General features: G+C 36.9%; 22 protein-coding genes. 18 read left to right on the forward strand and 4 right to left on the reverse strand.

Annotated elements, in window-relative coordinates; all coding sequences use genetic code 11:
• Window positions 1–40 precede the first annotated feature (40 nt).
• A complete protein-coding gene (locus tag IGM04_RS04415) occupies window positions 41–1,711 on the reverse strand; it encodes a PucR family transcriptional regulator (RefSeq protein WP_086317771.1) in 1,671 nt (556 codons plus the stop codon).
• Between the two features lie 380 nt (window positions 1,712–2,091).
• On the opposite strand from IGM04_RS04415, the gene IGM04_RS04420 reads away from it, so the two are divergent.
• From IGM04_RS04420 to IGM04_RS04440, 5 genes are all read left to right on the forward strand, one after another.
• Window positions 2,092–3,753, forward strand: coding sequence for a peptide ABC transporter substrate-binding protein (locus IGM04_RS04420; RefSeq protein ID WP_002363656.1), 1,662 nt, complete (start codon window positions 2,092–2,094; stop codon window positions 3,751–3,753).
• Window positions 3,754–5,004: an amidohydrolase family protein gene (locus tag IGM04_RS04425; RefSeq protein ID WP_179189108.1), complete on the forward strand. Its 1,251-nt coding sequence runs from the start codon at window positions 3,754–3,756 to the stop codon at window positions 5,002–5,004.
• Window positions 5,001–6,218: an amidohydrolase gene (locus tag IGM04_RS04430; RefSeq protein WP_086317773.1), complete on the forward strand. Its 1,218-nt coding sequence runs from the start codon at window positions 5,001–5,003 to the stop codon at window positions 6,216–6,218. Before IGM04_RS04425 ends, IGM04_RS04430 begins: the two co-directional genes overlap by 4 nt.
• Window positions 6,219–6,452: 234 nt before the next feature.
• On the forward strand, window positions 6,453–6,932 hold the full coding sequence (locus IGM04_RS04435; protein WP_002358155.1) for a GAF domain-containing protein: 480 nt from the start codon (window positions 6,453–6,455) through the stop codon (window positions 6,930–6,932).
• A 66-nt stretch (window positions 6,933–6,998) separates the two neighbouring features.
• Window positions 6,999–7,430, forward strand: coding sequence for a VOC family protein (locus IGM04_RS04440; RefSeq protein ID WP_025190700.1), 432 nt, complete (start codon window positions 6,999–7,001; stop codon window positions 7,428–7,430).
• Between the two features lie 45 nt (window positions 7,431–7,475).
• Here IGM04_RS04440 and IGM04_RS04445 read toward each other — a convergent pair whose 3' ends face one another.
• The 3 genes from IGM04_RS04445 to galM all read right to left on the reverse strand — a co-directional run bounded on the left by IGM04_RS04445 (window position 7,476) and on the right by galM (window position 9,570).
• Window positions 7,476–8,114 carry a sugar O-acetyltransferase gene (locus tag IGM04_RS04445; RefSeq protein ID WP_002379300.1) on the reverse strand — a complete coding sequence of 213 codons (639 nt, stop codon included), beginning with the start codon at window positions 8,112–8,114 and terminating at the stop codon, window positions 7,476–7,478.
• A gap of 120 nt (window positions 8,115–8,234) precedes the next feature.
• Window positions 8,235–8,381, reverse strand: a complete 147-nt coding sequence (locus IGM04_RS04450; protein WP_002384758.1) for a hypothetical protein — start codon at window positions 8,379–8,381, stop codon at window positions 8,235–8,237.
• Between the two features lie 130 nt (window positions 8,382–8,511).
• Window positions 8,512–9,570: a galactose-1-epimerase gene (gene galM, locus IGM04_RS04455; RefSeq protein ID WP_306297582.1), complete on the reverse strand. Its 1,059-nt coding sequence runs from the start codon at window positions 9,568–9,570 to the stop codon at window positions 8,512–8,514.
• 198 nt (window positions 9,571–9,768) lie between these two features.
• Between galM and IGM04_RS04460 the strand changes: the two genes are divergently transcribed.
• The 13 genes from IGM04_RS04460 to IGM04_RS04520 all read left to right on the forward strand — a co-directional run bounded on the left by IGM04_RS04460 (window position 9,769) and on the right by IGM04_RS04520 (window position 20,668).
• On the forward strand, window positions 9,769–10,932 hold the full coding sequence (locus IGM04_RS04460; protein ID WP_086317775.1) for a galactokinase: 1,164 nt from the start codon (window positions 9,769–9,771) through the stop codon (window positions 10,930–10,932).
• A 15-nt stretch (window positions 10,933–10,947) separates the two neighbouring features.
• Complete coding sequence (gene galE / locus IGM04_RS04465; protein WP_002361578.1) at window positions 10,948–11,937, forward strand: UDP-glucose 4-epimerase GalE; 990 nt, start codon at window positions 10,948–10,950, stop codon at window positions 11,935–11,937.
• A gap of 14 nt (window positions 11,938–11,951) precedes the next feature.
• Window positions 11,952–13,442 carry a UDP-glucose--hexose-1-phosphate uridylyltransferase gene (gene galT / locus IGM04_RS04470; RefSeq protein ID WP_179189131.1) on the forward strand — a complete coding sequence of 497 codons (1,491 nt, stop codon included), beginning with the start codon at window positions 11,952–11,954 and terminating at the stop codon, window positions 13,440–13,442.
• A gap of 6 nt (window positions 13,443–13,448) precedes the next feature.
• Window positions 13,449–14,453: a LacI family DNA-binding transcriptional regulator gene (locus tag IGM04_RS04475; protein WP_002360622.1), complete on the forward strand. Its 1,005-nt coding sequence runs from the start codon at window positions 13,449–13,451 to the stop codon at window positions 14,451–14,453.
• Window positions 14,454–14,462: 9 nt separating this feature from the next.
• Window positions 14,463–15,029 carry a kinase gene (locus IGM04_RS04480; protein ID WP_179189109.1) on the forward strand — a complete coding sequence of 189 codons (567 nt, stop codon included), beginning with the start codon at window positions 14,463–14,465 and terminating at the stop codon, window positions 15,027–15,029.
• A gap of 27 nt (window positions 15,030–15,056) precedes the next feature.
• Window positions 15,057–15,365, forward strand: a complete 309-nt coding sequence (locus IGM04_RS04485) for a hypothetical protein (RefSeq protein WP_002386590.1) — start codon at window positions 15,057–15,059, stop codon at window positions 15,363–15,365.
• A gap of 56 nt (window positions 15,366–15,421) precedes the next feature.
• Window positions 15,422–15,934, forward strand: coding sequence for a GNAT family N-acetyltransferase (locus IGM04_RS04490; protein ID WP_002407075.1), 513 nt, complete (start codon window positions 15,422–15,424; stop codon window positions 15,932–15,934).
• A gap of 30 nt (window positions 15,935–15,964) precedes the next feature.
• Entirely contained in the window at window positions 15,965–16,723 is a 759-nt protein-coding gene (locus IGM04_RS04495; protein ID WP_002386017.1) for an aminoglycoside adenylyltransferase domain-containing protein, read from the forward strand.
• A gap of 23 nt (window positions 16,724–16,746) precedes the next feature.
• A complete protein-coding gene (locus tag IGM04_RS04500; RefSeq protein WP_002369669.1) occupies window positions 16,747–17,187 on the forward strand; it encodes a GNAT family N-acetyltransferase in 441 nt (146 codons plus the stop codon).
• Between the two features lie 192 nt (window positions 17,188–17,379).
• Window positions 17,380–18,534 carry a multidrug efflux MFS transporter EmeA gene (gene emeA, locus IGM04_RS04505; RefSeq protein WP_002358140.1) on the forward strand — a complete coding sequence of 385 codons (1,155 nt, stop codon included), beginning with the start codon at window positions 17,380–17,382 and terminating at the stop codon, window positions 18,532–18,534.
• Between the two features lie 154 nt (window positions 18,535–18,688).
• Window positions 18,689–20,005 (forward strand): Y-family DNA polymerase, encoded by a 1,317-nt coding sequence (locus IGM04_RS04510; RefSeq protein ID WP_010777518.1) that lies wholly within the window; start codon window positions 18,689–18,691, stop codon window positions 20,003–20,005.
• Between the two features lie 4 nt (window positions 20,006–20,009).
• Complete coding sequence (locus IGM04_RS04515) at window positions 20,010–20,399, forward strand: hypothetical protein (RefSeq protein ID WP_002382082.1); 390 nt, start codon at window positions 20,010–20,012, stop codon at window positions 20,397–20,399.
• A gap of 71 nt (window positions 20,400–20,470) precedes the next feature.
• A complete protein-coding gene (locus tag IGM04_RS04520) occupies window positions 20,471–20,668 on the forward strand; it encodes a hypothetical protein (protein ID WP_002360617.1) in 198 nt (65 codons plus the stop codon).
• Window positions 20,669–20,670: the final 2 nt, after the last annotated feature.

The raw sequence follows: 20,670 nt of genomic DNA on the forward strand, positions 1-20,670 counted from the left end.
TTAAAAAAGCCGCCACGATTTACTATTCGTGGTGGCTTTTTTATAGTAATTTTTGTTTGTATAAATAAACAGCCAAACTTAGTTGTAGCGAACTATCAGGAAATTCTAAAGTTAAGTGAAGAATCTCTTCTATTTTTTTTAAGCGGTAAATAATTGTATTACGATGTACATACATATTTGTGGCAGTCAACGAAATATTTTTATTCGATTGAAAGTAGGTGTTGATGGTTTCTAGTAGGGAACTTTCATGTTTTTGATCTTCTTTTTCCAATGGTTCAATCAATCGTTGATATATTTTTTGTTTGGCTTGTTTGGTCAGGGTTTCGATCATTAAACGATAAAAAAAGAGGTCGTCATAATTCAAAATAGTTCGTTGTTGTAATTCTTGACTTGCTTGTGCTAAGTGGAATGTTTCTTGTGCTAATTTATAAGAATCACACAGATTGGTGATTTTTTTGACAGTTGGCCCAATCGCTAATTTAAATGATAATTTTGGATTCAGTTTCATTAATTGCTCTAGTAAATTCTTGGCAAGATGAGTGGTTTGTGCAAGGTAGGTGGCTTCCTCTTGTGCTGGATTTTCTAGTAATAAAATAAAGCCAGTTTGTGTAGGAAAGGCAGTAATTTTTTGTCGATATCCTTCTAAAATATGATTCAATTGATGGCCAATGCTATTCATTTGAATAGTCGGATTAAACAGTTGTTCCAATTGTTCAATGGCTACAAGCAAGAGACTAAATGTATCTTTTTCATTTAATTGCAGATAATTACTAAATTCTTGCCAAGCTTGAGGATTGGTATTTTTTTCTTGGATAAGGTCTTGAAACAGCGCCCCGATCTTTTGCCTCGTTGTTAAATTTTCCGAAGATTCTAATTGAAGTTGTGGTAAAAGGTAGTGAGCACAGACCTCCACAGATAATAAATCAATCGTCTGTAATTTTTTGGTAGTTTGCCAAATCACTAAGTAAGATAAGCTGAGATTTTTCTTTTTGATGGGTAAAATTCGCAAAGATAAATGATGGTTCGCTAAGGAAAATTCAACAGTCAATGGTTCTTTATAAAATAATAGGAGCTCATTGTTCTGGGCTTTTAAAGCTGTCTCAAACTGTTTTTTGAGAGTCGCGTTGTTTAAAATACTGGTGATTCTTGTTGGCGCATCAGGTAAATCAAAATGATTCATAATCTGAAAACGCTCGTCTAAAAGCATTACAGGCGCTTGAATCGCGGCACTTAATACTTCCAGTAATTGGGTACTTTTTCCGCCAGCTTTGATAATTGTATAAAATTTATTATGCATATGAACAGAATGTTGGCTAATCGTTTCGTCAGGTTGATTGACTCGGCGATTGACCAATGAAATAATTTGAGAAAAGTTGTAATTATAAGGGATTGAGAGAATTGGTAATCCGACGTCATTCGCTAATTGGATCATCTCTTGTGGAACTTCATTGAAATAACGTTGGACTTTAAAGCCTAGAGCAGCGCAGTTCATATTTGCTAGTTCTTGAATAAGACGTTTTTGCAAGCAAGGCTGATCTTTGAAAATATAGCCGGTAGTTAATAAAATTTCTCCTGGTGTTAACCAGTCAAAAGCATCAGGATTTTCTAAAATATTTGCTTGTAGAATTGGCGCATCTAAATTGGTCTCGTGCGTCAATAAGGTTAAACCAGGTAGTTCTTCTGCATGGAGTAGATCATTGACCGTCATCATTAGCAAGGCCTCCTTTTGTATGAATTATCTAAAAATTAAGTGTATTTATTGTAAGATGTTACAAAACTATTTTAGGGAAAATAAGGTATCCTTATACTAATAGAAAAAAGTTCCAAGTCATCACGTGATTGGTAGTCACAAGTGACCAAATAAGAACAATCAGCGCTTACAACCTATAGAAACGCATCGTTTAAAGATATAGCAATAGTATACTTAATTTTTAATGCTTTTACTATTGTTTCAGCTACTTTAAATTTCTCAAGTATTTCTATAATCTGTAAGTTTTTTGAGACTCTTATCAGATATGCTTCTTTTTCTATATTTTATCAGAAAATTCTGGTAACTTTGAAGGTTATAGTTTGTAAAATGGAGGGATCGGTATGAAGAAATTAAAAATGTTAGGATGCGTCGGTTTGCTTTTAGCTTTAACGGCTTGTCAGGCGGGAACGGGAAACTCGGCTGATAGTAACAAAGCAGCGGAACAAAAAATTGCAATTAGTTCTGAAGCGGCTATTTCGACAATGGAACCACACACAGCGGGGGATACGACCTCGACTTTAGTCATGAATCAAGTTTATGAAGGACTCTATGTTTTAGGTAAAGAAGATGAATTAGAGTTGGGGGTCGCTGCCGAAGAACCAGCGATTTCTGAAGATGAAACCGTTTATACATTTAAGATTAGAGAAGATGCCAAATGGTCGAATGATGATCCAGTAACAGCAAACGACTTTGTTTATGCATGGCAACAAGTTGCTTCCCCTAAATCAGGGTCGATTCATCAAGCGTTATTTTTTGATGTCATTAAAAATGCTAAGGAAATTGCTTTAGAAGGCGCAGATGTGAATACTCTTGGGGTTAAGGCGCTAGATGATAAAACGTTAGAAATAACTTTAGAGCGGCCTACCCCTTATTTGAAATCATTACTTTCGTTTCCTGTTTTGTTTCCACAAAATGAAAAATATATCAAAGAACAAGGGGATAAATATGCCACTGATGCAGAACATTTGATTTATAATGGTCCTTTTAAATTGAAAGAATGGGATAATGCCTCTTCCGATGACTGGACCTACGAAAAAAATGATACGTATTGGGATGCTGAAAAAGTTAAATTAACAGAAGCGAAAGTTTCAGTAATTAAGAGCCCAACGACAGCGGTGAATTTGTTTGACTCGAATGAATTGGATGTAGTGAATAAGCTAAGTGGTGAATTTATTCCTGGTTATGTTGATAATCCAGCCTTTCTTTCAATTCCTCAATTCGTCACATACTTTTTAAAAATGAACAGCGTTCGTGATGGAAAAGAAAATCCGGCTTTAGCGAACAACAATATTCGTAAAGCGTTGGCACAAGCTTTTGATAAAGAAAGTTTTGTAAAAGAAGTCTTGCAAGATCAATCAACGGCTACAGATCAAGTAATTCCGCCGGGACAAACGATTGCGCCAGATGGAACAGATTTCACAAAACTAGCTGCTAAGAAAAATAACTATTTAACCTACGATACAGCGAAAGCAAAAGAATTCTGGGAAAAAGGGAAAAAAGAAATTGGGCTGGATAAAATCAAATTAGAATTTTTAACAGATGATACAGACAGCGCCAAAAAAGCTGCTGAGTTTTTCCAATTTCAATTGGAAGAAAATCTAGATGGATTAGAAGTGAATGTTACTCAAGTTCCTTTTACTATTCGTGTTGATCGTGATCAAACGAGAGACTATGATTTAGAATTATCTGGTTGGGGAACCGATTATCGTGATCCATTAACAGTTATGCGCATCTTTACTTCGGATAGTACCTTGGGCGGCGTAACGTTCAAGAGTGATACGTATGATCAATTAATTCAAGAAACTAGAACAACACATGCGGCTGATCAAGAGGCTCGTTTAAATGACTTTGCTCAAGCACAAGATATTTTGGTGAATCAGGAAACGGTTTTAGCACCAATCTACAATCGAAGCATTTCTGTATTAGCTAATCAAAAAATCAAGGATCTGTATTGGCATTCATTTGGACCTACGTACAGTTTAAAATGGGCTTATGTTAACTAATTGAATGAAGGTAGGAAGGGGTTTGTCATGCTTTTAAAAAACTGTAAATTAGAAACAGGATTTTCTACTGTGAATCAGCGAATTGTTGCGACAGAAACAGCTAGCTATGATATTCGAATTGAAAACGAGGTCTGTACTGCGGTCGCACCGCAGTTAAGGCCTTTAGAGAACGAAACAGTTATCGATGTGAATCAGCAACTCGTTTTACCTGCTCTAAGAGAAATGCATATTCATATTGATAAAACGTATTTTGGGGGACCTTGGAAGGCCTGTCGTCCACTAACGAAAGGAATTTTAACACGTATTGAAGAAGAAACTTGGCTGTTACCTGAACAATTACCAACTAGTTTAGAACGTGCTTGCCAAGTTATTGAGCAGTATATTCAACAAGGCCATTATCATATTCGCAGTCATTGTAATGTAGATCCATCTATTGGAACGAAACATATTGAAATTACTAAAGAAGCATTTAGTCGATATGAACAATACATTACTCATGAAATTGTGGCTTTTCCTCAACACGGATTACTCCGCTCACAAGTCGAACCTTTGATGCGCGAAGCCTTACGCATGGGGGCAACTCATGTCGGCGGCGTTGATCCAGCCCTTGTGGATCGTCATGTGGATCATTCAATCGCAAAAATATTTGAATTAGCTACCACATTTAATAAAAAAATTGATGTTCATTTACACGCCCGTGATACTTTGGGACTTTATGAATTTAATAAATTTGTTGATTATACAGAACAAGCAAAGATGTTTGGCGAAGTCACTTTAAGTCATGCTTTAGCCTTAGGGAGCTTAGAAGAAGCAGCAATTAGAGACATTGCGCAAAAATTCATCGAAACAGGTATTGATTTGACTTCGACTGTACCAATTGGAATGCCCACCATGCCGATTCCAACCTTGGTTGAACAAGGTGTTAAGATCTCCGTGGCTCATGACAGTTTGACGGATCATTGGTCGCCTTTTGGCAGTGGCAATACAATAGAAAAATTAAATACAGCCGCTCAAAGATTTAAAATTAGCGATGAGTATCGCTTGAATCGTTTATGGGGCTTAGCGAGTAATTTTGTAACGCCTCTTGATCCTAACGGGCAGCGAGTTTGGCCTAACGTCGGCGATTCTGCAGATTTCCTACTATTTAATGCTGAGAGCACTGCTCACGTGATTGCACGCCAACAGCCAATCCAACAACTGATACTAAAAGGACAACTGTTTGAAGCCGTTCAAAAGGGGGAAAGAGAATGACAGCATCCATTGTTTATTTGAATAATGTTCGTTTAGAAACTGGTTTTGCTAAAGACCACCACGAATTAACGTATACTAAAACCGCACGCTATACTTTAGCGATTCAAGAAGGGAAAATCCAAGCGATTATTCCGCAAAATCAAGTCACTGAAAAGCAACAAGGCACTGATTTAAACGGACAACTGGCTATTCCCGCTTTTCAAGAGAGCCATAATCACTTAGATAAAACCTACCTTTCATTAGGCTGGCGTGCTAGCCAACCTGTTAAGAATTTAAAAGAGCGTTTAGCAGACGAAGCCAGTGAACTTAAATTGTTAGCTCCGTCAACAGAACAACGAGCGACGGCCATGATTGAAAAATTGATTGGTTATGGAGCCTCTTATATTCGGACACATGTCAACATTGATCCTTATGTAGAATTAGAAAACTTCTGGGGCGTCAAAAGAGCCTTAGAAAAATATGCGCATGTGATTGATTATGATATTGTTGTCTTTCCACAGCATGGATTATTAAAAAATTCCCACACGGTTTTACTCATGAGAGAAGCCCTAAAAAATGGTGGAACAATGGTTGGCGGTTTAGATCCTGCAGGCATTGATTATGCAATTGAAGAATCTTTAGAAACCATTTTCGATCTGGCAGAAGAATTTCAAGTAGGAATCGATATTCACTTGCATGATACGGGGGAAGTGGGTGTTTATACAATTGATAAATTTTTAGACATTTTGGAAGAACGAAAATTTACTCAGCGAACAGCTATCAGTCACGCCTTTGCGCTGCTAGATGTACGACCAGCAGAAAAAGAAAAACTATACCAACGCTTGGCAACGCATCAAACGGCGATTATGTCTACAATTCCCTATGATCCTCGTTATTTATTGCCACCAATTGATGTGTTACGCCAAGCTGGTGTATCGGTTCATTTAGGTAGTGATGGCTTTTTTGACTCTTGGAGTTCTAATGTTTCAGGTGATTTATTTGAAAAATTACGTAATTTTTGTGAAATGACAGGAAAGATTACAGAAGAGCAACTTACTCAAGCTTACGTCCATGGCTGCGGCAAAGAAGCACCTTTTTCATTTGAAGAAGAACGCTTTTGGTTTACAGAAGGCGACGAAGCAAACTTTATCTTTACAGAAGCAGCTTCTACAGCAGAAGTGATTGCTAGAAAACCGCAGAAACGCAAGATTATGTTGAAAGGACAATGGGTTTAACTTGCTTTAAAATTAGGTAGAAATAGAATGCTAAAAAGCCAAACAGAGGAAACAGGGTTCAGCTCTGAGCAACGCATAGTGTCAGTCCTGCGGTTACTCGTCACAGTTTAATCCTTATAAAGTGCTTCTGCTCACAACGTGGATCAGCGTTTCAAGTTTGTTTGTCTCACTTTAACATAGCACTTTTGCGTGTCTTCCTTTATAATAAGACAAAATGAAGGAGATGAACCAAGCATGACTGAACAAACGAGAGAAAACAAAAAAGCAGCCTACGAATTGTGTTTACAACAATTGAGCGGTTTGTTAGAAATAGAAACGGATGCTATTGCAAATTTAGCAAACTCGTCCGCGTTAATTGCACAAACATTACCAGATACCGTTTTTGCTGGGTATTATTTATATAAAGATGAAGAATTAGTTTTGGGGCCTTTTCAAGGGAAAGTCTCTTGTACCAGAATTAAAATGGGCAAAGGTGTCTGTGGTGAGTCCGCGGAAAAACAAGCTACATTGATTGTTGATAACGTGAAGACACACGCCAATTATATTTCTTGTGACTCAGCTGCGATGTCTGAAATCGTTGTACCGATGGTAAAAAATCATCAATTGGTCGGTGTTTTAGATATTGATAGTGGTGTAACAAATAGCTATGATGCGGTTGACCAACTGTATTTGGAAAAATTTGTTACCTTGTTACTAGAAAAATCAGATTTTTAAGCAGACTATTTTTGCTTTCTGACAAATCATGAGAAAATAAAGTATAAAATTTGATCATGAAAGAAGGTGAGTCATTTGTTAGAGCTGTATATAAATTTTAAAGGTGAAGCAAAAGAAGCAATTGCGTTCTATGAAGATGTTTTTGATACAAAATGTCAAAATTTAATGACTTTTGGCGAAGCACCTGAAAATCCTGAGCATCCTATAAACGACGAGATAAAGGATTTAGTGATGAACGCAAGTATCATTATTGAAGGAACCTATGTAATGATTTCAGATGTTCCTGATATGTTTGGTTTTGAAGTTACGGAAGGAAATAACCTTTCGCTCGTGGTTAGCACAGATGATGATGAAAAAATTGATCGCTTATTTAAACGATTATCTGAAGGTGGCACTGTTACAATGCCATTATCTGAAACTTTTTGGTCCAAAAAGTATGGTTCCCTAAAAGATCAGTTTGGCATCCATTGGATGTTTAATTATTATGAAGAAGACTAAAATAAAAAATCCCCAATCCGTTATTTTCATTGGATTGGGGATTTTTTATTCATGAAAGAATTGCTTCTTAGCGATTTGATACTGCCGTTGCTTTTCTGTCCAAAATTGCTGATCGTTTTCATCAATTTTGCGAATGACTTTTGCTGGATTGCCCCCAACAATCGTGTTGGCAGGAACGTCTTTTGTAACCACAGCACCAGCAGCGACAATAGCATTTTTTCCAATTGTAACGCCAGGTAAAATGGTGGCACTTCCGCCAATCCACACGTTATCTTCAACAATAATTGGCGTCCCGAATTCTAATTCTGCAGTTCGAATCGTTGGATCAATTGGATGGCCGGCAGTATAAAAACTAGCACGAGGGCCAACCATGACATTATCACCGAAGATTATTTTGTTTACATCTAAAAAAATGCAATCCATATTTGCATAAAAATTTTCTCCTACCTCAATATGGCGACCGTAGTCTACATGGAGGGGTGGAGTGATATATAACTCATTGCCAGTTTTTCCTAATAATTCTTTTTCTAGGGCCACAATTTCTTTCACATTATCGATAGGAAGTTGATTGATTTTTTGAGCTAACACCTTGCCTTTTGTTGATTTATTTTCGGGTAAAATGGTGGGGGCGTAATATAATTCACCTTTTAACATTTGCATATAATCAAAGTCATTTTGTTTCATGTAAGCGCTCCTTTAGGCTTTTTCTCTATTGTATCAAATTAATACAATAAGTCGAGGAATATGTAAAATAAAAAAGGACAGATAGCAAAATAGCCTTGCTTATCTATCCTTTACCTAAGGTTATCCAATTTTTTTAACTCTCCCGCCAATTTTATCTGCTAATTTTTGTGCTTCTTTTTCAGAGTGGTAAACTAAACAACCTGATTTATCTCGCGTACGTTTACCATCTGCAGTTAAATAGCCATGAAAAAATTTGATTGCATACATAGACATCACCGCCTTTCTAATTGAAAATAGTGTAAATGGAGCGATTAAAAATGTCAAATAATAGAAGTGCTCTTAACCATTCTTATCTTTTTTAGTTCGAAGATAAGCTTGGTTAAGAGCACCATTTCACTTAATAAATTAGTTTGAAACGGGTCGTTGAGTGAAATTCCTGTTCAGGTGAGAGGGTGATAGAACCGAACAACGGAAATCTTTCAGCACCAGGACAGACTTGGGTTTCAAATGTGAGCGCTCCGTGATTGACTAATTTTTGCCCTTGAATATCGGGACCGTTATCAGCAAAATTTGCTGAAAAAATAACAACTGAAGGTTGATCAGTGAACATCTCTAAGGTGATATCTTTAGTAGGACTTTTTAAGATAACATCCGGGTTAATTAAATCATGATTGGTTAAGATGAAAGGGTGATCGAAGCCGTTCATCTTTTGGATTTGTTCATCGTTACTTGAAAAAACCTCAGCTAATTTTTTAGGTTTTTGTAAATCAAAAGCTGTCTGGTCGACGGAAGCTAATTCTCCAAGCGGTAAAACTCTTTCATCAAGCGGGACATACTTTTGGGCATTTATTTGTAACTCATGCGCATCAATGGGGATTGCGGGATTTCCAGTTAAATTAAAGTAGACATGATTGGTTGGATTAAAAAGTGTTTGTTCATCTGTAGTTGCCTGATACTCAATTTGCCATTCATTTTCTTCAGTCAATGTATACGTGACTGAAACAGTGAGATTTCCAGGAAAACCATTTTCACCAGCAGGACTCTCTAGCCAAAATTTCACAGAAGGATTTACTTGTGCCTCTTGGATTTCGCTGTGCCATTTTTTACTTTCAAACCCAGGTGTACCGCCGTGAAGTGTTGTTTGAGTAGGAGTATTAATCATCGTTTGATACGTTTTACCCGCTAGTTTAAAGGAGCCATCGGCAATTCGACCAGCTGTTCGACCAATTGTTGCACCAAAATATAAGTCTTTAGACAAATATTCATCTGCTGAGGGAAAGCCTAGCACGAGTGATCGGGATTCATTTTTTGTAAGAGGAACGTCGAGCGCAACAATTCGCGCACCAAAATCTGTTGCTTTTAAAGTCACACCATTTTTATTCGTCAGTGTGTAAAGAAGCATTCCTTGTCCAAATGATTCAGTTGAAATAGTCAAAATAATCAATCCTTCCTTCAAGTAAATATTTAGTAAATTTAACTTTATTGTTTAGATTATTTAAATAGTCAAAAAGAAACACTAAGAAAATAAATCTTTATTTAATTGTATTGTACACGTTTTCAGGCGAAATGACAATTAAGAAAATATTAAGTAAATATTTGCAAAAGTTTAGTAAATATTATACAATTTGTTTACTAGTGAAAGGAGCGATTAGTGATGGAAGAACTGTTAATGAATCGATTTGTAGAAATATTTGGTGAGAAAGGGACAGCCTGTTATTTTGCCCCTGGAAGAATTAATTTGATTGGTGAACATACAGATTACAATGGCGGTCATGTTTTCCCAGCGGCTATTACGTTAGGGACATTTGGTGTGGCAAGAAAAAGAGACGACCGAAAAATTCGGATGTTTTCTGATAATTTTAAAGAGGTTGGTCTCATCGAATTTTCATTAGAAGATTTAACCTATTCAGATTCAGATGATTGGGCAAATTATCCTAAAGGCGTTTTAAATTACTTGATTGAAAGCGGACACAATATTGATTCTGGCTTAGATGTGCTCTTCTACGGTACGATTCCTAATGGTGCTGGCTTGTCTTCTTCTGCTTCTATTGAACTTTTAATGGGAACGATCTGTAATGATTTATATGCTTTACACTGTCCAATGCTTGAATTGGTGCAAATCGGTAAAAAAGTGGAGAATGAATTTATTGGCGTTAATTCAGGAATTATGGACCAATTTGCCGTAGGGATGGGAGAAAAAGATCAAGCTATTCTACTAGATACCAATAATATGCACTATGAAATGGTTCCCGCCAAATTAGGTGAGTATACGATTGTCATTATGAATACCAACAAACGTCGTGAATTAGCAGATTCAAAATATAATGAACGTCGTGCAGAATGCGAAGAAACCGTTCGTTTGCTTCAAAAAGAGTTATCTATTGAATTTTTAGGTGAATTAGACAGCGAGACATTTGAACAATATCAAGCATTGATTGGAGATCCAGCGTTGATTAAACGAGCGCGTCATGCCGTCACAGAAAATGAACGAACTTTATTGGCAAAACAAGCGCTAACTGAAGGGGATTTGGAAGAATTTGGCTTATTATTAAATGCCTCACATCGTTCGCTAAAAGAAGATTACGAAGTAACTGGCATTGAGTTGGATACCTTAGTGGCTTGTGCGCAAGAACAACCAGGCGTTTTGGGTGCACGGATGACTGGTGCAGGGTTTGGCGGTTGTAGTATTGCTTTGGTACCAAAGCAAAATATAGATGCATTTATTGAAGCTGTTGGCCAGAGTTATCAAGATAAAATTGGCTATGCTGCTGATTTTTATCCTGCATCAATTGATGATGGTGCCAGAAAGTTATTTTAGAAAGGAAGGCTTTAAATGTCTATTTTAGTATTAGGTGGCGCAGGCTACATTGGCTCACATGCCGTCGATCAATTAATTTCAAAAGGATATGCCGTTGTTGTTGTTGATAATTTATTAACGGGACATCGTTCAGCAGTTCATGAACAAGCGACTTTCTATGAAGGCGATATTCGTGATAAAGCTTTTTTACGTAGTGTCTTTGAAAAGGAATCAATTGAAGGGGTGTTGCACTTTGCGGCCAATTCTTTAGTAGGAGAATCCGTGGAGAAACCGTTAATGTATTTCAATAACAATGTTCACGGCACTCAAATTGCCTTGGAAGTCATGCAAGAATTCGGAGTGAAACATATTGTTTTTTCTTCCACAGCGGCCACTTATGGCGAACCAAAAGCAATGCCTATTACAGAAGAAACCCCAACGAATCCTAAAAATCCGTATGGGGAAAGTAAATTAATGATGGAAAAAATCATGAAATGGTGCGACAACGCTTATGGAATGAAATATGTTGCTTTGCGTTATTTTAATGTTGCAGGAGCAAAAAAAGATGCCTCAATTGGTGAGGATCACACGCCAGAAACGCATATTGTGCCAATTATTTTACAAGTGGCATTGGGCCAACGAGCAGAGCTAAGTATTTTTGGGGATGATTATGATACACCAGATGGCACGTGCATTCGAGATTATGTTTATATTGAAGACTTGATTGCAGCACATATTTTGGCTTTAGAATACTTGAAAAATGGCGGCGAAAGTGACGTCTTTAACCTGGGTAGCAACAACGGCTATTCTGTTAAAGAAATGTTAGATGCTGCACGCGAAGTGACAGGTCAAGAAATTCCTGCGACAATCGCGCCACGCCGAGCAGGGGATCCTAGTACGTTAATTGCTTCTAGTGAAAAAGCCAAACGAGTTTTAGGCTGGCAACCAGAAGTAACTGAGGTCAAGGATATTATCGCCACCGCTTGGCAATGGCATGTGAAACATCCTCAAGGCTATAATGAATAGGAGAACATCAGATGATGAAAGAAAGTAGTAAATGGATTGCTGCATTTGTAGAGATAATCATAGAAAATGGCGATTGGACGGAAACAGACCGCTATTATTTGACGAATCGGATTGCCAAACTAGTTGGCTGTGTTTTTTTTGAACAACCAGAAGCGGTTGCTTGTGAGCAAGAACCGTTGCGTGTGGTGGAACATCTTTTAAACATTGCACAAGCCAATCACCAAATCGATGACTCAATTACGGAAGCAGAACAACTAGAAGCGGAGTTAATGGATTTTATTACGCCGACCCCAACCATCATTAATCAGAAGTTTATGGATTATTATCAAGAGTCTCCACGAAAAGCAACGGATTATTTTTATCAGTTATGTAAAACGAATAACTACATTAAAACGAAAGCAATCGCCAAAAACATTATTTTCCCAATGGACTCACCCTATGGTAAACTAGAAATTACCATTAACTTATCGAAGCCAGAAAAGGATGCTCGAAAAATTTTGGCTGAAAAGAAAATGAGTCAAAAAAAATATCCAGCGTGTATGTTATGTATGGAGAATGAAGGCTATTATGGCCGTGTAAATTATCCAGCACGGACAAACCATCGGATTATCCGACTAAATTTAGAGGACGAAGCTTGGGGCTTTCAATATTCGCCATATGCTTACTATAATGAGCATGCGATTTTCTTGGACCAACAACATCGAGAAATGAAAATCGAGAAAAAAACGTTTCAGCGGCTCCTTAAAATTACGGAGTTATTCCCTGAATATTTTGTGGGCTCTAATGCAGATTTGCCAATTGTTGGTGGTTCTATTTTATCTCATGATCATTACCAAGCAGGACGTCATACATTTCCAATGGATTTAGCACCAATGGAAAAAAGATTTTCTTTGAAAAAATATCCTGAGATAACTGCTGGTATTTTAAAATGGCCGATGTCTGTGATTCGTCTTCAAAGTGATCGTCAAGAGGAACTAGTTGAGGCGGCCGAATTAATTTTGACCAAATGGCGCAATTATTCTGATGAACGAGTCTCAGTTCGGGCCTATTCAGAAGATGGCACACCGCATCATACGATTACGCCAATTGCTCGACGCAAAGGGTCATTATTTGAATTGGATTTAGTTTTACGAGATAATAATGTTTCGGAGGAATTTCCAGATGGCATTTTTCATCCACATCCAGAAGTACAACATATTAAGCAAGAAAATATTGGCTTAATTGAAGTAATGGGACTAGCTATTTTGCCACCAAGGCTGGCACAAGAATTAAGAGAAGTCGAAAAGTATTTATTAAAGCAACCCAATCAAATTGCTGAAAGTCATCGAGCTTGGGCGGATGAACTCAGTCAGCAAACCATCACTGAAGCCAATGTCAAAGAAGTGATCCAACAAGGAATTGGGACGATTTTTGTTCAAATTTTAACAGATGCCGGCGTCTTTAAACGTGATGAAGAAGGCCGTCGTGCTTTTGAACGATTTATTCAATGTATTGAAAATGATTAATTTGAGGTGAGGAACATCGTAACCATTAAAGATATAGCAGAGCAAGTCGGTGTTTCTTCAGCGACAGTTTCGAGAGTTTTGAACTATGATGAAACATTATCAGTTAGTGATGAAACGAAGAAGAAAATATTTGAAACAGCAGAAACGTTAAATTATAAAAAGCGAGCCAGAAAAAAACAAGCAGGCAAAAAGAAAATTCGGTTTGTCCAATGGTTCAGCGATCCAGAAGAACTGGATGATATTTACTATTTATCGATTCGTTTAGGTGTTGAAAAGCGGGCAGAGGAATTGGGTTTTCTTTTAGTCAAAGAATCTCTGACAAACCTGTCTCAAAAAAGATTTGATGGGACAATTGCCCTAGGAAAATTTGATGAAAAGCAAGTGGCGGCCTTAGCCGCCTTAGGCGCACCTCTTCTATTTGTAGACTTTGATGCAATGGCTTTTGGCCAAAACTCCATTGTTGTTGATTTTGCTGGAAGTGTTAAAACAATTGTGCAAGAATTTTTGGCGCAAGGGCATCAGAAAATCGGTATGCTTTCTGGGCAAGAATATACGAAAGAGTCCCGCGTGGCATTGGTTGATCCACGTTTTGTCGCTTTTAAAGAAACCTTAAAAGATTTGGACCTTTATCATCAAGAATGGGTTGTCGAAGCAGCTTTTTCTGTTGAAGAAGGCTATCAAGCGATGAAAGACTTTATTGAAAAAGCAGACACTCGTCCAACCGCTTTTTTCGCTGCAAGTGATACGTTGGCAATTGGTGCGATGCGGGCGTTACAAGAAGCAGCCATTCGTGTGCCAGAAGATATTTCTATCATTGGTTTTAATGATATTAGTGTCGCAAAATATGTTTCACCAACATTAACAACAGTTAAAGTTCATACTGAATGGATGGGTGAGCTAGCCGTTGAGACAATGAAAGAGTTATGCTTGAATACCCCACCAGTTCCTAGAAAAATTATTGTCGGAACGGAATTCATTCAGCGAGATTCAACGAAACATTCATCAAAATAACAGCAAAACTTGGAGAGTTTTTTCCAAGTTTTTTGCTCTTTTCTGCTTGTTTTCAACAATCAAGAAAATGGAGGGAAACAGATGCAACCGAAATTAATTATTTTACGTGGTAATTCTGGTAGTGGTAAAACAACGATAGCTAAAGCGCTTCATCAGTGTCTTAAAGAACAATCGTTATTGATTTCTCAAGATGTGGTGCGCAGAGAAATGCTTCGTGTTAAAGATGAAACAGGTAATCTAAGTATTGCTTTGTTAAAACAGTTGGTAGCTTTTGGTTATCAAGAATGCCAGTATGTGATTGTTGAAGGGATTTTTCAAAAAGCCATTTATCATTCCTTTTTCCAGGAAATAATCCATCTCTTTGAAGGAAACGTTCAGGTTTATTATTTTGATATTTCTTTTGAAGAAACGCTGAAAAGACATAGCCAGAGAAACAAGAATCAAGAATTTGGTGTCGTGGGAATGAAACGTTGGTGGCTACCAGAAGATTATTTAGAGCTTCCGGGAGAAAAGCGGTTATCTGAACAACTGTCTGAAAAGCAGATTATCAGGCAAATTTTAGCAGATATTCAGTAGTAAGTGCTGCGCTTTTTAGAGAAATGGATGTTGTGGTATGATAAAAAAGAAGGAGTGGTTTCAATGGATTACCAAGAACGATTAAAAAATTTACCACCTGAAGTCATGACAGCTTTTTCAGAATCATTTATTTTTTTAATCAGTAACGATAAAGTTCAACATTTTCCTGCACGAGACTTAACGCAAGCTGAAATGATTCAACGAGTGAAAGAGAAATTAGGTGAAGCGGTGACGTGGTCCTTATGGCAAGGGTTCGTTATTGCTGTTAATTCAGAAGAAACATGTGTTGCTGTTTTGCCCAAATATTATCAACTCGATGGTTTTGAAAATGAATAAGGGAGCGAAGAATTATTCGCTTCGTTTTATAAAATGAAAACGCTTTTCGGGAGGGAATGCTAATGTCTGAGCTAGTGGTTATTAGAGAAATGCAAGAGAAAGATATCTTAGCGCTGGATACTCAATTTGTCCAACAAGGTTGGCCAAGTCGCCAAGAGATTGTAATGAACTATTTAGAAGAACAATTAGTCAAGCAACGAACGGTTTTTGTAGCGGAGAAAAAGGCAACGCTGTTAGGTTATGTGACGTTACTGCCATTAGCTAAGGAAGGACCTTTTAAAAATTTATATCCTGAAATAGCTGATTTCAATGTATTCTTGCCATTTCAAAAACAAGGAGTGGGGCGGTTATTATTAAATCGTGCAGAAAATGTTGCCAAAAGTTATGCAGATACTGTTTCCTTGGGAGTAGGCCTGCATCCTGGTTATGGTGCAGCGCAAAGATTATATATCAAACAAGGATATGTGCCAGATGGTTCAGGAGTTTGGTTTCAAAATAAGCAGCTGAAACCAAACGAACGGTGTGTTAATGATGATGAGTTAGTTCTTTATTTATCGAAAAAACTATAGCAATTGTCAATCAATAATGGAGGAATAATCGTGGTTCATCAATTATTAGCTCAAATGGAAAATGGATATATGAAAATAATAAAAGAAAATTTAGTTGGAATATATCTTCATGGTTCTTATGCTTTTGGAACCTATTGTCATTCAGTAAGTGATTTGGATGTACTGATTGTGGTTTATGAAAAGCTTACTATTGATGAGAAGAAACAATTATTAGATTATACAATTAATATTTTAGATAAGTGGGCACCAAAAAAAGGGATAGAATTCCATGTGCTACAATTAAAAGATACAATAAATTTGAGTTATCCGATTCCCTTCGATTTACATTTTTCTCCGATACATCGTTCCAGATATCTGACTAATAAAAATAAATATATTGAAGATATGATGGGATACGATGAGGATCTAGTGGCACATCTTATGATTACAAAATTATATGGAAAAGTACTCGTAGGAAAACCGATTGATTCCGTTTTTGGCTGGATAGATCAAAAGAAATATTTTGAAAGCATTGTAGCTGATGTGAAAGAGGCAAAAAAAGAAATTGTTCAACAACCTATGTACGTTATTTTAAATCTGTGTAGAGTAATGGCGTTTAAGCAAGAGAATAAAATTTTATCAAAAAGGGCTGGCGGGGAATGGGGCCTAGTACATTTTCCTACTAATTATCATTCGCTGATACAACTAGCTTTAAAAGAGTATCGAGGCGAAACAGTTTTGTTAGAGCAATACAATGATTCAGAATTAAATGATTTTGCGGATATTACGCTTTCGTTATTATTTAAGTAAGAATGTAAAGGAGAGTGTTACCCTTGATTAGAAAAATGAAGCCAACAGATGCAGCGGCGTTAACTATCATTAATAAAGAACAATTGGGCTATGAAGTTCCCGTTGACGTGACCTGTAAACAGATTGAGAAATTACTACTAGCCAGTGACAGAGAGTTTTTATATGTTTATGAAGAAACGAAGACAGGGAAGATTTTAGGCTATGTGCATGCGCAACTGTATGAAACAATTTATTCCCAAACGTTATTGAACGTTCTAGGGTTAGCAGTGGCAAAAGAAGCAGAAGGCCGTGGAATTGGCAAACAATTAATGACGAAACTAGAAACGGAAGCTAAAAAGTGTAACTTGTCTGCGATTCGCTTAAATTCAGGGGAACAGCGTACAGCAGCACATCAATTTTATGAACACATTGGCTATGTTTCTGATAAAAAACAAAAGCGATTCATTAAATACTTGGATACTTAAGTTATGTCTTTAAAAAATAACAATTTCCTTTAAAAAAATAAGTAAAAACTAGTGAAATTTTCAGCGAATTAGTGTAAAATGTATCTCAATGACTCAACGAGTGTTTCAGCCGAAACACTGTCAAAGAAAGTACATACAAAGAAACAGAAATAGCCATTTTTGATGGCTGTTTTTTTATGGAGGAGGCAAATTATGACGAAAAAAAATAGTATGATGTACTTAGCAATTTCTAACTTATTTCTTGTTTTTCTAGGCGTAGGCCTAGTCATTCCCGTAATTCCCCAATTAAAAGAAGAAATGCATTTTTCTGGTACCACAATGGGAATGATGATTTCTATTTTTGCGATTGCCCAATTAATCACATCGCCAATCGCAGGTGTCCTTTCGGATAAAATTGGTCGGAAAAAAATGATTGCGACGGGTATGTTGGTTTTTTCAATTTCTGAGTTATTATTTGGTTTAGCCCAAGCGAAAAGCGGTTTTTATATTTCTCGTGGTTTAGGCGGGATTGCCGCCGCTTTATTAATGCCGTCAGTGACAGCCTTTGTGGCAGATATGACCACGATTTCTGAACGTCCGAAAGCGATGGGGCTTGTGTCAGCTGCAATTAGTGGTGGTTTTATTATCGGACCAGGAGTTGGTGGTTTTATTGCTTATTTAGGTATTCGCGCTCCATTTTTTGCGGCCGCATTTTTAGCGTTTATTGGTTTTATTTTGACATTAACTGTTTTGAAGGAGCCGGAGAAACGAATTTTAGCCGCTGTTGAAGCGAAAAAAGGTTCATTTATGGATATTTTAAGAAATCCAATGTTTACCTCATTATTTGTGATTATCTTAATTTCCTCTTTTGGCCTGCAAGCGTTCGAATCTATTTATAGTATTATGGCGACTATTAATTTTGGCTTTACCACAAGTGAAATAGCAATCGTGATTACGGTTAGTGGTATTTTAGCGTTGATTTGTCAGTTGTTTTTCTTTGATGCAATCGTCCAAAAAATAGGTGAAATGGGTTTAATCCAATTAACCTTTTTTGCAAGTGCCATTTTTATTGCCGTGATTGCCTTTACAAAAAATAATTTAGTTGTTGTATTTTCAACGTTTATTGTCTTTTTAGCGTTTGACTTGTTTAGACCAGCAGTAACTACTTATTTATCCAAACATGCTGGAGATCAACAAGGAACCATCAACGGACTAAATTCGACATTTACAAGTTTTGGTAATATTTTAGGACCAATGGCAGCAGGAGCTTTATTTGATATCAATCACTTTTTCCCTTATTATGTTTCAGCAGTAATTCTGTTAGGAACGGGCTTTTTATCGTTATTTTTAAATCGAAATAAGATGTAAAAGAAAAAATAAGTATTTGGAATATAAAAATTCCGAATACTTATTTTTTTTTTGATCACCAACCGTTCTTGAAAAAAAACAAAAAAATAAACAGTGTTCGCTTGATTAATCGAACGTTTGTTCGTATAATGATTTTGCAAGTGAGGTGATGTTTATGAAATTTGATTATGAAAAAGAACCTAGTCGCGATATTCTTTGTATTGATTGCAAAAGTTTTTACGCTAGTGTAGAATGCGCAGAACGTGGGTTAGATCCGTTGAAAACGATGTTAGTAGTGATGAGTAATGCCGAAAATGCGGGGGGATTAGTTTTATCAGCATCGCCAATGGCAAAAAAAGTTTTAGGTGTTTCAAATGTTACGCGTAAAAATCAAGTGCCCGCTCATCCTGATTTATATGTGGTTCCGCCACGAATGAATTTGTACATGAAAAAAAATCAAGAAATCAATAATTTATATAAAAAGTTTGTCGCAGATGAAGATCACTCTGTGTTTAGTGTAGATGAATCATTTCTTGATGTAACGGCTTCTTTAAGTTATTTTCATTGTGAAACCGCCTATAAGATGGCTCGGATTATCCAAAGAGTCGTTTATAATCATGTGGGTATTTATGTGACCGTTGGGATAGGGGACAATCCGTTACTGGCTAAATTGGCGTTGGACAATGGCGCCAAACATTCGCCAGATTTTATTGCAGAATGGCGGTATGATCGTGTACCAGATACTGTCTGGCAGTTGCCTTCTTTGACAGATTTTTGTGGGATTGGTCGCAGAATGGCTAAACGACTGAATCGTTTAGGAATTGATTCTGTATATGAGTTAGCGCAAGCGAATCCGCATCTTTTACAAGAAAGATTTGGCGTGATGGGGCTTCAATTGTATGCTCATTCATGGGGGATTGATCGTACCTTTTTAGGAAAAAAAGCACCACATAAAGCTGAAAAATCATTTGGAAATAGTCAGATTTTGCCGAGAGATTATGCGCGAAGAGATCAGATTGAACTAGTCTTAAAGGAACTGACAGAACAAGTGGCTGCTCGTTTAAGAAAAGCGCATTGTCAAACGGAATGTATCACAGTCTACGTTGGTTATTCCAAAGGACAAATTGACCGTGAAGGACGAACTGGTTGGCGAAAACAACAAACGATTCCTGCAACAAACAATACAAAAGTTTTGATTACCTATGTATTAGCCCTTTTTAGAGAACATTATCTAGCGGGAACAGATGTCCGGCAATTAGGGCTTTCATATGGAAAATTAGTTTGGAATGAATCTTTACAATTAGATTTATTTTCGGAACCAGAAGAGCAAATTAGTGAAATGGAGTTAAACTATCTGATTGATAAAATCCGACAAAAATTTGGCTTTCAAGCTTTAATCCACGCCTCTTCTTTGTTGGAAGGCGCGACGGCAATTCATCGTTCAGGATTAGTCGGTGGACATGCTGGAGGAAATGTCGGTTTAGGAGGATAACATCATGAAACGAACAAAAAAAGAATTTACACCTTATAATGAGTACCATGATCGGCCCTTTGAACTGAAATGGGCGACCGCTTTTGCATTGGGGGAGTTACAAGAAGGAATCGAAGCTTCTGACGAATATTCTAAGAGAGCGTTTGAACGCTTACCGCAACAGACAACAGAAGAAATTGAAGAATACTTAGAGCAGTCTTTAAAAAATAACCAGGTTTTAGAAATCCAATTGAATACATTGGATGATTATGGCCGTGTTCAACCGCCAATTGTTGGTGTTTTTGAAGGGATGAGTTCAATGGAGTATGCAAAAGTTGGAAATACACATATTTTATTTGAAGATATTCGTCATATTAAAAGTCATGAGTTTACCAAGTGGTCGAGCCTTGATTAAAAAACTATTGTTATACGTGCGTTTTGTGAAAACATATGAGATAATGTTCATAGGTAATAGAAATAAAAATTATGGAGGTGGCTAGGATGGGACATCATTTAAAAGGACACCATGGCAAAAAAACAAATGCAAATGGCGGCTTTTTAACAAAGTTATTGGCTGGTGGTGCCTTAGTGGGCGTAGGAAAAAAGTTATACGACAATCGTGAAAAAATTAAAGAGCTGTTAAGTGACGACAAAGAAAAAAGCAACGATACTGAAAACAAATAAAG

It is taken from the genome of Enterococcus sp. DIV2385 (assembly GCF_051711925.1).
In the GTDB taxonomy this organism is placed as follows: domain Bacteria; phylum Bacillota; class Bacilli; order Lactobacillales; family Enterococcaceae; genus Enterococcus; species Enterococcus faecalis.

What these genes read in the sequence shown, in the direction of transcription:
- emeA (WP_002358140.1), top strand. Translation starts at nt 17,380, where the DNA reads ATGACGAAAAAAAATAGTATGATGTACTTAGCAATTTCTAACTTATTT.
- IGM04_RS04435 (WP_002358155.1), top strand. Translation starts at nt 6,453, where the DNA reads ATGACTGAACAAACGAGAGAAAACAAAAAAGCAGCCTACGAATTGTGT.
- IGM04_RS04460 (WP_086317775.1), top strand. Translation starts at nt 9,769, where the DNA reads ATGGAAGAACTGTTAATGAATCGATTTGTAGAAATATTTGGTGAGAAA.
- IGM04_RS04415 (WP_086317771.1), bottom strand. Translation starts at nt 1,711, where the DNA reads ATGATGACGGTCAATGATCTACTCCATGCAGAAGAACTACCTGGTTTA.
- IGM04_RS04485 (WP_002386590.1), top strand. Translation starts at nt 15,057, where the DNA reads ATGTTGTGGTATGATAAAAAAGAAGGAGTGGTTTCAATGGATTACCAA.
- IGM04_RS04445 (WP_002379300.1), bottom strand. Translation starts at nt 8,114, where the DNA reads ATGAAACAAAATGACTTTGATTATATGCAAATGTTAAAAGGTGAATTA.
- galT (WP_179189131.1), top strand. Translation starts at nt 11,952, where the DNA reads ATGAAAGAAAGTAGTAAATGGATTGCTGCATTTGTAGAGATAATCATA.
- IGM04_RS04450 (WP_002384758.1), bottom strand. Translation starts at nt 8,381, where the DNA reads ATGTATGCAATCAAATTTTTTCATGGCTATTTAACTGCAGATGGTAAA.
- IGM04_RS04520 (WP_002360617.1), top strand. Translation starts at nt 20,471, where the DNA reads ATGGAGGTGGCTAGGATGGGACATCATTTAAAAGGACACCATGGCAAA.
- IGM04_RS04430 (WP_086317773.1), top strand. Translation starts at nt 5,001, where the DNA reads ATGACAGCATCCATTGTTTATTTGAATAATGTTCGTTTAGAAACTGGT.
- IGM04_RS04490 (WP_002407075.1), top strand. Translation starts at nt 15,422, where the DNA reads ATGCTAATGTCTGAGCTAGTGGTTATTAGAGAAATGCAAGAGAAAGAT.
- IGM04_RS04510 (WP_010777518.1), top strand. Translation starts at nt 18,689, where the DNA reads ATGAAATTTGATTATGAAAAAGAACCTAGTCGCGATATTCTTTGTATT.
- galE (WP_002361578.1), top strand. Translation starts at nt 10,948, where the DNA reads ATGTCTATTTTAGTATTAGGTGGCGCAGGCTACATTGGCTCACATGCC.
- IGM04_RS04420 (WP_002363656.1), top strand. Translation starts at nt 2,092, where the DNA reads ATGAAGAAATTAAAAATGTTAGGATGCGTCGGTTTGCTTTTAGCTTTA.
- IGM04_RS04515 (WP_002382082.1), top strand. Translation starts at nt 20,010, where the DNA reads ATGAAACGAACAAAAAAAGAATTTACACCTTATAATGAGTACCATGAT.